This is a genomic window from Bosea sp. AS-1 (assembly GCF_002220095.1).
In the GTDB taxonomy this organism is placed as follows: domain Bacteria; phylum Pseudomonadota; class Alphaproteobacteria; order Rhizobiales; family Beijerinckiaceae; genus Allobosea.
Genome location: NZ_CP022372.1, coordinates 3,225,152 through 3,237,873, shown reverse-complemented (window position 1 = coordinate 3,237,873; position 12,722 = coordinate 3,225,152). Strand labels below are relative to the sequence as shown.

The 12,722-nt window shown below is 65.6% G+C and carries 12 protein-coding genes; 1 reads left to right on the top strand and 11 read right to left on the bottom strand.

Annotated features, from left to right (window positions below; translation table 11 throughout):
• Positions 1–28 precede the first annotated feature (28 nt).
• The 9 genes from CE453_RS17175 to CE453_RS17135 form a co-directional block, all read right to left on the bottom strand.
• On the bottom strand, positions 29–1,513 hold the full coding sequence (locus CE453_RS17175; RefSeq protein ID WP_089175685.1) for a mannitol dehydrogenase family protein: 1,485 nt from the start codon (positions 1,511–1,513) through the stop codon (positions 29–31).
• Between the two features lie 3 nt (positions 1,514–1,516).
• Positions 1,517–2,257 (bottom strand): glycerophosphodiester phosphodiesterase family protein, encoded by a 741-nt coding sequence (locus CE453_RS17170; protein ID WP_089175684.1) that lies wholly within the window; start codon positions 2,255–2,257, stop codon positions 1,517–1,519.
• Positions 2,258–2,287: 30 nt separating this feature from the next.
• Positions 2,288–3,178 (bottom strand): sn-glycerol-3-phosphate ABC transporter permease UgpE, encoded by an 891-nt coding sequence (gene ugpE, locus CE453_RS17165; protein WP_089175683.1) that lies wholly within the window; start codon positions 3,176–3,178, stop codon positions 2,288–2,290.
• A 6-nt stretch (positions 3,179–3,184) separates the two neighbouring features.
• The gene (locus CE453_RS17160; protein WP_089175682.1) at positions 3,185–4,192 is read right to left on the bottom strand and encodes an ABC transporter permease subunit; all 1,008 of its coding nucleotides are present in this window, start codon (positions 4,190–4,192) and stop codon (positions 3,185–3,187) included.
• Positions 4,176–5,489, bottom strand: coding sequence for an extracellular solute-binding protein (locus CE453_RS17155; protein WP_198302130.1), 1,314 nt, complete (start codon positions 5,487–5,489; stop codon positions 4,176–4,178). The genes CE453_RS17160 and CE453_RS17155 overlap by 17 nt, the downstream gene beginning before the upstream one ends.
• 163 nt (positions 5,490–5,652) lie before the next feature.
• Positions 5,653–6,600: a sugar-binding transcriptional regulator gene (locus CE453_RS17150; RefSeq protein ID WP_089175681.1), complete on the bottom strand. Its 948-nt coding sequence runs from the start codon at positions 6,598–6,600 to the stop codon at positions 5,653–5,655.
• A gap of 9 nt (positions 6,601–6,609) precedes the next feature.
• Positions 6,610–7,287, bottom strand: a complete 678-nt coding sequence (locus CE453_RS17145) for an HAD family hydrolase (RefSeq protein ID WP_089175680.1) — start codon at positions 7,285–7,287, stop codon at positions 6,610–6,612.
• A gap of 74 nt (positions 7,288–7,361) precedes the next feature.
• Positions 7,362–8,822: a xylulokinase gene (xylB, locus tag CE453_RS17140; RefSeq protein WP_089175679.1), complete on the bottom strand. Its 1,461-nt coding sequence runs from the start codon at positions 8,820–8,822 to the stop codon at positions 7,362–7,364.
• Between the two features lie 21 nt (positions 8,823–8,843).
• Entirely contained in the window at positions 8,844–9,884 is a 1,041-nt protein-coding gene (locus tag CE453_RS17135) for a zinc-dependent alcohol dehydrogenase (RefSeq protein WP_089175678.1), read from the bottom strand.
• Between the two features lie 201 nt (positions 9,885–10,085).
• On the opposite strand from CE453_RS17135, the gene CE453_RS17130 reads away from it, so the two are divergent.
• Positions 10,086–11,042 (top strand): sugar-binding transcriptional regulator, encoded by a 957-nt coding sequence (locus CE453_RS17130; RefSeq protein ID WP_089175677.1) that lies wholly within the window; start codon positions 10,086–10,088, stop codon positions 11,040–11,042.
• Between the two features lie 12 nt (positions 11,043–11,054).
• Here CE453_RS17130 and CE453_RS17125 read toward each other — a convergent pair whose 3' ends face one another.
• Together CE453_RS17125 and CE453_RS17120 are read right to left on the bottom strand one after the other, a co-directional pair.
• On the bottom strand, positions 11,055–11,846 hold the full coding sequence (locus tag CE453_RS17125; RefSeq protein ID WP_089175676.1) for an inositol monophosphatase family protein: 792 nt from the start codon (positions 11,844–11,846) through the stop codon (positions 11,055–11,057).
• Positions 11,843–12,685, bottom strand: coding sequence for a phosphodiesterase (locus CE453_RS17120; RefSeq protein ID WP_089175675.1), 843 nt, complete (start codon positions 12,683–12,685; stop codon positions 11,843–11,845). The genes CE453_RS17125 and CE453_RS17120 overlap by 4 nt, the downstream gene beginning before the upstream one ends.
• Positions 12,686–12,722: the final 37 nt, after the last annotated feature.

The following is a 12,722-nucleotide window of genomic DNA, read 5'->3' as shown; positions in this document are numbered from 1 at the left end:
TGCCTTGTCGACCCCGCGCGGGCGGCCATCAAGAGCCTCGCGAGGCAAGATAACGGTCGATGCTCGCGCGGGTTCCGTGCTGCCAGACATGCTGCAATGCCAGGCTGAACGCCCGCAGGAAGCGTTCGTCTTGTCCAAGGTCGCCATAGACGTCCTGCATCGCGAGCCAGGCCTCCGGCGTGTGCCTTGCGCGGCCTGCCTGCTCCGTCAGGCGCGACCAGCCGGGGTCATTCGGAGCAATCGCCTGTCCGCCTTCGGTCTCGCCGTGGCAGTAGCGACACCACAAGGCGCTGACGAGCGCGAGACCATCGACAGGCCGGCCCGTCCGCAGCGCGTCGCGTAGCGTCGGCAGAATGAATTTCGGCTGGCGGTTGGAGCCGTCCAGGCAGAGCCTGCGGATCGTGTCGCCGATCTTCGGATTGGCGAAGCGCCGCTCGATGGTGCGCTTGTAGGCGGCCAGATCGGTATCCGGCACCGGCGGGACGACGGGGATGATCTCCTCATCGAGAAGAACCGACAGGAAGCGGGCGATCTGCGCATCCTCCATCGCCTCGTGGACGAAATGGATGCCGAGCAGGCCGGCGGGGTAAGAGATCGTCGCATGACCGCCATTGAGGATGCGGATCTTCATCAGCTCGAAAGGCGCGACATCGGCGACGAACTGCACGCCGACTTCTTCCAGCCGCGGGCGACCGGCGGGAAAATGATCCTCCAGGACCCATTGCCTGAAATCCTCGCAGAACACCGGGCGGCGGTCCTCGACCCCGAAATCGTCGCGCAGGGTTTGGCGCTCGCGGTCGGAGGTGGCTGGCGTGATGCGGTCGACCATGCCGTTGGGAAAGGCGACGGTTTCGCGGATCCAGCGAGCGGCAGCCGGGTCGACGAGATCGACCAGGCCAGCGACGGCAGCCGCCGTGACATGGCCGTTGCCCGGCAGGTTGTCGCAGGACATGACCGTGAAGGGCGGCAAGCCGGCCGCACGCCGCTTCAGGAGTCCGGCGGCGATCAGGCCGAAAGCCGTCTTGGGCAATGCCAGACGATTCACAGCATCGCCGACGATGTCGGGGTGGCCGGGGTCGAAAGCCTGTGTCGCCGGGTCGATGTAGTAGCCGCCCTCGGTGACGGTGAGCGAGACGATCCGCGTGCGGGGATCGACGAGACGTTCGATGATCGCGACTGCATCGCCCGGCTCGACGAAATCGATCATCGCGCCGGTGACGCGCGCCTGTGATCTCTCGGCTTCCTGCGTCACCACCGTGGTCAGGAAATCCTGCGCGGCGAGGTCACGACCCATCCCGGCATCGCTCTCGCGCACGCCCGTGCCGATGATCGCCCAGTCATGGTCCAGCCCGCTCTCGAACAATTCGTCGAGATAGGCTGCCTGATGGGCACGGTGGAAATTGCCGACGCCGACATGGACGATGCCTGGACTGAGCTCGTCCCGCCGATAACCGGGGATGCCGACCAAGGGCCCGAGCTGTCCGAGCGCCGCGCGGGACAGGCGCATCGCCATCGCTCAAGCCTTCCGTGCGGCGCGCAATTGCAGGGCGAGATCGGGGCGGTCGCTGGTGATCTGCGAGATCGGCTGGCCGAGCCAGAAATCGAGCTCGCGCAGTGTGTTGGGAACCCAGGCCCCGAGCTTGTCGCGCCCGACGATGCCGACGGCGCGATCGACGCAGAGCCGCAGCAGCGATTGCTCGACGGCGATGATGCAGCCGAGATCGACGAAGCGCTGCAAGGTCCGGTCGACGCCGCCGAAGGCCTCGCAGGAGCGGCGATCGACCGAGGCGAGCCGGCGCATATGCGGCGCCTTCGCCCGGATTTCCTCGATGACCTCCGGCACGAAGCAGGTCAGCACGACGCGGGAGGCCATCTTGCGGGCTTCCACGAGGGCGATGACCTTGTCGAGGAGGCCGGGATAGGGATTGCCGAAGGCATCCATCTTCATCTCGATCTCGAGCTCGATCCCGGTCGGGCCGAAGATATCGAGCACCTCCGGCAGAGTCGGGACCGTCTCGCCCAGTGTATCGCCGAGCGTCACCTTCGCGAGCGCTGCGCGCGAGAGATGCGCGACGGGTCCCTTGTGGTCGGTGGTGCGGTCGAGCAACGGGTCGTGGATCACCATGATCTCGCCGTCGCTGGAGAGATGCACATCGAGCTCGACGGCATCGACGCCGAGGGCGCAGACATTGCGGAAACCGCTCAGGCTGTTCTCCGCCCAGATGTTGCGCGCGCCGCGATGACCGATGATCCGCATGTCGAAAAGCCTTGCTTGCCTGTTGGCGGGTTATTTGCCGCTATCCACCAGCCCCTTCACGAACCAGCGCTGGAGGATGAGGATGACGAGGGTCGGCGGCAGCATCGTCAGGAAGGCCGCGTTCATCAGGAGGTGCCAGGTCGGCAGCGAGTCGCTCTGCGGCATCAGCTTCTTCAGGCCGATCACGGCATTGGCCATGGCGGGCTCGGTGGTGAGCAAGAGCGGCCAGAGATACTGGTTCCAGCCCATCAGGAAGAGGATGATCGCCAGTGCCACGATGTTCGAACGCGAGAGCGGCAGCAGGATCAGCCGGAAGAATTGCCAGGGCGTCGCGCCGTCGATGCGGGCGGCCTCACAGAGCTCGTCTGGGACGGTGAGGAAGAACTGACGGAACAGGAACGTCGCGGTCGCAGAGGCGATCAGCGGCAGGATCAGGCCGGAATAGGTGTTGACCAGGTTCCAGTCGAGATCGACCAGCGCCTGGACGCCGAACCAGGAGCCGAGGATGTTGAGGGGCAGGGCGACGTTCGCTGCCGATTCATAGGTCGGTACGATGCGCACCTCGATCGGCAGCATCAGCGACATGAAGATCAGCCAGAAGGCCGTCATCCGGAAGGGGAAGCGGAAATAGGTGACGGCGAAGGCCGCGATCACCGAGACCGCGAGTTTCCCGACGGTGATGCCGGTCGCGATGATGAAGGAGTTGAGCAGCAGCTGGCCGAAATTCGCGTTGCTCAGCACGGTCTGCATGTTCGCGAAGAACTGGTCGCCGGGGAGCCAGGACATCGGCACCCGCATGATCTCCTGTTGCGTGAGCGAGCCGGTGACGAAGACGAAATAGATCGGCAGGCAGACGAGCGCCGCGCCCACCAGCAGGATGAGGTGGCAGACGGCGTCGATGATCGGCGTGCGTTCGTTCATCGCTGGCTAGACGCTGTAATTCACGCGGCGCTCCACGAAGCGGAACTGCGCGAAGGTCAGGAAGAGCGCGAGCGCCATCAGTACGACGGATTGCGCGGCCGACGAGCCGAGATCGAGCGTGACGAAGCCGTCCTGATAGACCTTGTAGACCAGGATCGAGGTGGCCCCGGCTGGGCCGCCGCGGGTGGTGGCGTCGACGATGGCGAAGGTCTCGAACAGCCCGTAGACGAAGTTGATCACGATCAGGAAGAACAGTGTCGGCGCGATCATCGGAAGCGAGATGCGCAGGAAGCGCTGGATCGGCCCCGCGCCGTCGAGATAGGCGGATTCGAGGATCGACTGGGGCACCGACATCAGCGCCGCGACCAGGAAGATGTAGTTGTAGCAGATGTGCTTCCACGAGGCGGCCATGACCACCAGCGCAAGCGCATGCCAGGAATTGCGGTTCGGGTCCCAGTCCAGCCCCAGTCCCTGCAGCATATGGGCGACGGGGCCGACGCGGGGATTGAACAGGAAGGCGAGCATGATGCCGGCGATCGCGGGCGCGATGGCATAGGGCAGCAGCAGCACGGTGCGATAGGCGCCGCGGCCGCGCAGGATATGGTTCGAGGCGAAGGCGAGCAGCAGCGCGAGCGACAATGTCAGCGCGTTCTGCGCGAGCGTGAAGATCAGCGTCACCTGCGCCGAGGACCAGTAGACCCCGCTGCGGAACAGCCGCTCGAAATTCTGGAAGCCGACCCATTGGGTGGTGGCGCCGAACGGGTCCGTGAGCTGGAAGGCCTGGATCAGTGCCCTGATCGAGGGAATGAAGAAGAAAAGCAGCAGGATGAAAAGCTGTGGCGCCAGCAGCCAGAAAGGCAGGCGCCATTCCTTGAAATGCGCGCGCTTCAGTCCGCTCTCGGCTTGACCATCGCGAGTGCCCTTCAGGAGCAGGCGCTGCAACGGCCAGCGGGCGCGCAGGACGCCCCCACCCGCCGGTGCGGGGAGGGCGACTGCATCATTTCTTGCCGGCATTGAGCTGCTCGTAGCGACGCAGCGCCTCGTTGCCGCGAGAGACCGCATCATCCAGCGCCTGCTGCACCGGCTTCTTGCCGAGGAAGGCGGCCGAGACCTCTTCCATGATCGCGACATTGATCTGGTTGCTGTTGCCGATGCGGAAGCCGAGCGAATTGTCGCTCGGCGTGCCGCGCATCAACTGGACCACGGCGATCTCGCGCGTCGGGTTCTTCTGGTAGTAGCCCTGCGCCTTGGCCGCTTCGTAAGCGGCGGTCGTGACCGGGACATAGCCCGTCGCCTGGTGCCACCAGACCTGCGTGTCGGTCTTGGCCAGGAAGTCGTAGAAGGCGGCGACCGCCTTGTACTTTTCCGGCGTGTGCCCCTTCAGGGTCCAGAGCGCGGCACCGCCGATGACGCTATTCTTCGGGGTGACGCCTTGCTCGTAGGGCAATTCCGTCGCGCTCCAGTCGAATTTCGCGGCGGCGACGACAGCCGCATGCGAGGCTGTGGAGGCGATGATCGTCGAGCATTCGCCGGAGGTGAAAAGTTGGATCGGGATGATGCCCTGGCCCGCGATCTGCATCACACCGGAGCCGATCAGGCGCTTCATACGCTCGACCTGGCCGACCAGCTTGCCCTTGTTGAAGACGAAATTGGTGTCGAGGCCGTCCATGCCGTTGCGCTTGGTCGCGTACGGGATGTCGTTCACGGCGCTGTAGTTCTCGAGAAAGCTCCACTCATAGTCGCCGGGGAGCACCATGGCGCATTTCGACACACCCTTGGCCTTGATCGCATCGAGCTGCGGCTCCAGCTCCTGCCAGGTCGCGCCGGGCTTGTCGAAGCCGGCGGCTTTGAAGTGGTCGCGGTTGTAGAACAGGATCGGCGTCGAGGAGTTGAACGGCATCGCCTGCAGCTTGCCGCCGATCGCATAGTAGCTGACGACCGGCGCGATATATTTCGTCGTGTCGATCGGGTGGCCCTGCTGCGCCATCAATTCGCTGGTTGGGACGATCGCGCCGGAGTTGACCATCGTGAGGAAGGAGCGCTCGTTCGACTGGACGATCTCGGGCTGACGCTTGGCGCGATAGGCCGCGATCGTGCCGTTGAGCACTTCGTCGTAGGTGCCCTTGGCGACCGCCTTGACGACGTAGTCCTTCTGCGAGTCGTTGAATTTCTTCACGAGCTCGTCGACGCGCTCGCCGAGCGCTCCGCTCATCGCGTGCCAGAACTCGATCTCCGTCGCCGCCTGGACGGAGGTAATCCCCGCCAGCAGCAAAGCGCCCGCACCCGCCAAGGCACCATAGAAAGGTCGCATGGAAAGCCTCCCTCATCCATCTTATGCGAGCATATGCTCTTTATTGAAGCATATGCTCGCACACTGGCTTGTTATGTCAACCGTTGGTGACGGGCGGATGACAGCCGCTCGCGTTCCGCGTTTTTGCGCGCGAGGGGGTGTTGAGCTGGAGATGGGCGTGGTGTCAGTCCGCGAGCAGGGCGCGCGCGGTGTCCTCGTCGGTGACGAGGCCATTGATGATCTGGCCGGCCAGTGCGGCGCGCAATGGCGCGACCTTGGCGGGTCCCTGGCCGATGCAGATGCGCAGCCGCGCGCTACCGGGCTCCGGCGGCACGCTCGTCACGCGCAAATTGGTGCCCCGGTCGAGGAGGTGTCCCTCGGCGTCGAAGACCCAGCCGGTCACTTCGCCGACGGCGCCGTGGCGAACCATGTCGAGCAGTTCGCTGCGCGTCATGAAGCCGTCCCGGTATAGGACCGCGTCCTCGCCGATCTGGCTGATGCCCATCATCCAGAGGTCGGCCTCGCTGGCGATGGCGCGGATGCGTCTGATCGACTCGATCTCGACGAGCTGCGCCCGCTCTTCCGGGCTCGACACATAGAGCGGCAGCGGCATCGGGAAGTGCTGCGCCTTGGTGATCTCGGCGAGCTTGACCAGCGTATCGAACGGGCTGGCCGAGCCGTCTGGCGAAATTGTCCCGACCAGCGAGACGAGCCGATGCAGCGGGCAGGTCATCGGCGGCACGCGCTCGATGCTCGCGCGCATCGAGCGGCCGGTCCCGAGCGCCATGACCAGCGATTTGCGCGAGCGCAGCCAGCGCTCGATCAGGACGCCGCCGAGCGCTGCGACCCCGGCCGCGCCCGTTTCAGCCGAGCCGTCGGAGGGTGCGATGTCGCAGTGCTGCAGCTCGAAGCGGTCGCGCAGCCGCGCGGCGAGCTCCATGCAGGTGCTGATCGGGTGGTTCATGCGGAAGCTGATCAGCCCCTCGCTGCGGCAGAGCGAGACCAGTCGCTGCGCCGCCGGGCGCGAGATGTTCAGGATCTGCGCGATATCGTCCTGGGTGCGGCCGGCGATGTAGTAGAGCCAGCCGGCCCGGGCTGCGTCGTCGAGGCGGGCGCTGTCATTGTCGGCCATCGCAGCTTCTCAGTGGATCGCCGGCATGGGCGCCAGATCCTGCCAGGCGTCGAGGAGCCGGTCCGCCCCTGCGGCCAGCAGGGCCTGCCTCTGATCGAGGACGGCGAAATGGCTGCCGGCTGCAAGGCCGTAGGCCGTCATTCCTGCCGCCTTCGCTGCGGTGACGCCGCTGACGCTGTCCTCGATCACCAGGCAACGTTCCGGTGCCGCGCCGCGCTCGCTTGCGGCCAGTAGAAACAGATCCGGGGCGGGTTTGCCATGCCGTACGCGTGTCGTGCTGAAGATGCGCCCCATGAAGAGATCCCAGAGGTCCGTCTTCCGCAGGCAGAACTCGATGCGTTCTTCGTCGCTGGACGAGGCGACGCAATAATCGCTGCCGAGGGCCTGAACGGTGCTGCGGACCCCCTCGATCGCCTGGAGGTCGGCTTTGAACGAGGCGAACAGGCGTGCCCGCCAGTCTCGCGTGAAATCAGCCGGGGCCGGGCGGCCGGTCATTCGCTCGTAATCCTCGATGACTGCGCTGGATGGCCGCCCGAGATAGCGGCGCATCACTGCTTTCAAATCATAGCTTGCATCAAAGGGCGAGAGAATATCGACAAGGGTTCGGCAACTGATGACTTCGCTGTCGACGAGTACGCCGTCGCAATCGAGGATGACGAGATCGAAGGGCGACTTTTGGCTGTGCATTGGGTAATGGCAATCGAGAGCAGATGATCACATGAAGAGCATTTACCCGAATTTCTGTCAAATCTGATGCCACCCTACCGAAGCGGGCGAGCCACCTCCGCAGCACGTCTCCAGAGTGCGTAACGCTCGGCATAGGCTGCAACCCGGTCTGGGTTCGGGGCGAATATCTCCGGATCGCCGAAAGGTGGCAGGCAGACCGCACGCGGGTCCTCACCCGAGCAGGCCAGGCGGGCGAGACGTGCGGCTCCGAACGCACCGCCGGTTTCCGCCTGGCGATATCGCTGCAGGCGCATGTCGAGCACGTCGGCGAGGATCGACAGCCACAGATCCGAGCGTGAACCGCCGCCGATGACCATCGCTTCCCTGATGGGAAAAGCCCCGGTTTCCAACGCGTCCTTCCCATCCTTGAAGGCGAAGGCGACGCCCTCCAGCACCGCCTGGGTCATGGCCTTGCGATCGGTGTCGTGGCCAAGGCAAGCGAAGCCGCCGCGCATCCGAGGATCGTTATGAGGCGTCCGTTCGCCCGACAGGTATGGGGTGAAAAAGACCGGGGAAGGGGCGTCAGCTTGCAGGCCGAGCTCGTTCAGCAGCTCGATTTCGGTGTGCCCGGACACTTCAGCCCACCAACTCAAGCTCGCTGCGGCCGAGAGATGGACGGACATCTGGTGCCAGCGGTCGGGCAGGGCATGGCAGAAGGCGTGAACGGCGCTCGCGTCGCGTGGCTCGAAGCCCGCGGTAGTGCGCCAGAATACCCCGGATGTTCCAAGCGACAGGAAGCAACTGCCCGGTTCGACGGCGCCCAGGCCGATCGCCCCGGCGGCATTGTCTCCGGCGCCGCCGGCAAAGAGCGGCGGCGCATCGAAGCCAAGCTCGCGGCTCAGATCGGCCCGCATGCGCCCAGCGGCCTGCGAGCCCTCGACGAGAGTGGGCATGAAGCTGCGATCGACGCCCGTTGCGGCCAGCATGCGATCCGACCAGCCACGACGGCCTGTGTCGAGCCAGAGCGTCCCGGAGGCGTCGGACATCTCTTCGATGGCTTCGCCGGTCAATGCGAGCCGCAGATAGGCCTTCGGCAGCAGAATCCTGCGGGTTCGTCGGAAGATCGCTGGCTCGTGCCTGCGGACCCAGAGCAATTTGGGTGCGGTGAAGCCGGGCATGGCGATGTTGCCGGTGATCTCACGCAAATCCGGTTCTATTGCTTCGATCTCGGCGCATTCCGCGACGGCGCGGCCGTCGTTCCAGAGGATGCAGGGGCGCAAAGGCTGGTCGTGCTCGTCGAGCAGGACTGCGCCATGCATCTGCCCGGAGAGTCCAATGCCGGCGCAGCAGCGAAAGTCCTCGGCGGCGGCCGCCTTCAGGCCGCGCAAGGCATCCACCGTGGCGGTGATCCAGTCTGCCGGATCCTGCTCGGACCAAAGCGGAAAGAGGCGATCGACCGTGAGATCCCGCGCGGCCACGGCGAGCACCTGCTGGCGGTCGTCAGTCAACACGGCCTTGACCGACGAAGTCCCGAGATCGATGCCGATATAGGTCACATCAGAACCTGCGGAGCGTGTTCAACGGTGCCCGTCCGGTAGGCCGCCCGGGTAGATCATGCTTTTCACCATCCCGGTTTCGTTGGCGGCATGGCGACGGAACGCGGCCGGACCCTCGGCGAGATCGAAGCGATGGCTGATTACGGCCTCGACATCGACCTTGCCCAGTGCCACCAGCTCGATGGCTCGTGGATAGACATGGCCCATCCGGCGCGAGAATTTGATGCTGAGCCCGCGCCTGCGGGCCTCCGCGGCGGGAACCACATAGCTGTCGCCGTCTGGAATGCCGACGAGCACGACGCGGCCGCCGATGCGGGCGGCGCGGATCGCGTCGCGGAAACCCTCGGGAGCGTTGGTCGCCTCGATCACCAGCGGCAGGCCTTCGCCCTTCGTCCATTCGCCGATATCCGCGACGCTCGCACCTGCCTTGCTCGCGCCCAGCCTGAGCGCGAGCTCGCGGCGATGCGGTTGCGGATCGCAGGCGAGGATTTCCCCGGCTCCCGCCGCCCGCAGCACCTGCAGGATCAGCAGGCCGATCGGGCCGCAGCCGATGAGCGCGATGCGTTCGAGCAGGCGCGGCTTGGCCAGATCGACCGCATGGATTGCGACGCCGAGCGGCTCGAGCATCACAGCATCGCTCGGGGAGAAGGTCACGGGCACCGCGACGACCTGTGATTTCGGCACCCAGATCCGTTCGGTCATCGCCCCGTCATGCGGAGGCGCACCGATGAAGACCACCTCGGGACACAGATTGGGATGCCCGCTCTGGCAATGTTCGCAACGCCCACAGGCCTGGTTTGGATCGACGGCGACCAGTGCGCCGCGCGCCAGGCCGAGCTCCGGCAGATCTTCCGTGAGCCAGCCGCTGAATTCATGGCCCGGCACGAACGGCGTTGCGATCACGGCGGACCCGATGCCGCCGTCCTTGTAGTAATGCAGGTCACTGCCACAGAGCCCGACGGCCGCGACGTCGAGCAGGGTTTCGCCCGCAGCTCCCTCGCGCAGGTTGAATGGCGCGACGCGTGCATCGCCTGCTGCGTGGAGGAAGACGGCGTGGGACATGGGAGATCGGCACTCGTTCTGCGAAACAGTCCTTCAACAAATGTATTCTCTGATTTACATTGGTTTGCGTCAAGCGCGAAACCATGCATCTTCTGCACGTTGTGGGAGAGTGCGAAAGCGATGTAAGCCAGATTCGACCACCATGCCGAACACCGCCGCGCCGAGGCGCTGGCGGCCTGCCCATCGCATCAGGATGCAGCAATGCCGGAGGAACCGCAGACGCAAGTTCGAGCCGCCTGGCTCTACTATATGGAAGGGCTGACCCAGGCGGAGATTGCGGACCGGCTGAAGATGACCCGCCTTCGCGTCAACCGACTGCTGGTCGAGGCTCGCAGCAACGGGCTGGTGAACATCACGATCAACTCCCGGCTGGAGAGTTGTGTCCGGCTCGAGCGCGCGCTCATGGCCGAGTTCGGGCTCAAGGAGGCGATCGTCGTCCCGAGTCCGGCCGACCCCGGCCAGATCGCCGTCCAGATCGGCAAGGCGGCGGGCGAATTCGTCTCGCGGGTCATCGAGGAGAGGCCATCGGGCATCTTCGGGGTCGGCTGGGGCGGCACCTTGCGGGAAACCATTCGCCATGTCCGTGCCGGGCAATACCGCGATCTTGCCGTCACCTCGATGATGGGCGGGCTGACCTATGGCATCGAGATCAATACCTTCGAGATCGCCAGCCGCTTCGCCCGGCTCTGGCAGGCCGAATGCCATTATCTCGCCGCGCCAATCTATGCCGGCACGCCGCAGTCGCGCGATACGATCCTGGCACAGGACGTGTTCGAGGCAGCCTTCGCCCGCATCCAGGCGACCGATGTCGCTATCCTCAGCGCAGGCGATCTGAGCGCGCGTTCGCTGCTGGTGCGCTACGGGCTGCCGGGCGATGTCGGTGCCGCGGAGCTGGCCGAGGCCGGAGCGGTCGGCGACATGCTCGGCCAGTTCATCGATCGCAGCGGTCAGGCCGTCGCTCATCCGATCAATCGTCGCGCCATTGCCCTGCCGCTGGATGATCTGCGCCGGATACCGACCGTGATCCTCGCATCGGGCGGGGTGAACAAGGCCGGGATCATTGCGGCGACCCTGCGCGGGAAGCTGGCATCAGTGCTGATCACCGATGAGGACGCCGCGGCGGCGGTCCTGGCGGGCTCGCAAACCGGCAGCATGTGAAAGAGCGACTCCTCAGGCGCTGCGGATGGCCCTGAGGAGTTCTTCATGGATGCGGCCGTTGGTGACGACCTTTTCGAGGTCTTCGTCGCGCGAATCCTGACCCTCGACGGTGGTGACCTTGCCTCCGGCTGCCCGCACGAGCGGCATCGCCGCCGCGTGCGAGACGATATCGGCCTTGAGACCGATGAAGGCGTCGAGCCGCCCGGCTGCTACCAGGGACATCTCCAGTCCACCCGAAACGATGACGCGCACGCCGCGGCACAAGCCGGCGAGACGGCGGATCACGTCGCTGGTCCGGTTCGCCTCGTCGGCCGTGTAGTGCGAGGTCAGGCAGATCGAGACGACGGCATCGCTCAGCCGCGCCGTTTCAGACACCCGCGCCGGCCGGCCGTCCACCGTCGCGATGCCCCCTTCGGCAAAGAGCGCGAAGAGCCCGGCGAGCGGCGCATGCGTCAGGCCGAGCAGGGTGCGACCCTGTTCCTGATAGGCCAGGGTGACGGAGAACCAGGGCAGGCCGGAGGCGTAATTCACCGTGCCGTCGAGCGGATCGATGATCCAGCGCGGGGCCTGCTCCGAGCCGGAGAAGCCGGCCTCTTCCGAGAGGATCGCGGTCTCCGGCGTCAGGGCACGCAGGCCGTCGATGACGAGGCGCTCGGAGGCGAGATCGGCCGCCGTGACCACGTCATTGAGCTCCTTGCGCGCGACAGCGAGTTCGGCGCTCTGCATCCGGACCAGCGTTTCGCCTGCTCGGCGCGCCAGTGCTTCGGCTTGATCGAGCAGTTTGAGAAGACGCGGCTCGGTCATTGTGCTGCGGTCGCCTCCAGCTTGCCGGGATAGGCCGGATCGAGCACGAAATCCCGGATCGGCCCATAGTCCCCGATCGGCTGCAGATGGCTGACCACCCCGGCCTCGGGATCCCAGGCATGCACGGCGAAGGCCGGAGGCTCCATGACCATGCGATTCTCGGTTCCGCGCCGCAGGTCGAGGGCCACCTGATGCGCAGTGCCCGGCGCGACATAGCCGATCGTGCCGGCGAAGCGGCGCTGGATTGGGCGATGATAGTGGCCGCAGACGATGCGCTCGATTTCGGGGTGCCGGGCGATCAGGCCGGCAAAGCTCGGCGAGACGCGGCAAAGGATGCCGTCCATGCCGTCGACCGCGACGCGGAAGGGCGGGTGGTGCATGAAGATCAGCGTGGACCGCCCAGCGCCCTCGGCCAGTCTTTCGGCCAACCAGGCTTCGCTTTCGGGGCTGAGGGCGCCGCCGCTTTCGCCGGGTACGAGCGTGTCGAGCCCGATCAGCCGGACCGGGAAATCCTCGATCACATAGTTCAGCGGGCCGCTCTCAGGGAGATAGTCCTGCTGGGGGGACAGCGCCGCCACGAAATTCTCGCGGCGATCATGATTGCCGGGCACGATATAGACCGGCATTGGCAGCCGGGCGAGCTGCTCCCGCACGATTGCGTATTCCTCGGCAAGACCGCAATCGGTGAGATCCCCGGTCACGAGGACGCAGTCCGGTTGCGGTTGCATCGCGAGAACGGCGTCGACCGCGTGCCCGATCGCTGCATTGGTGTCGATGACGCCATAGGCGGGCCGGCCATGGGGCCGGGCGTGGAAATCGCTGAGCTGGGCGATGATCATCGGTCATATCCGCGGGAAGGAAGAGATATGGCCGCCC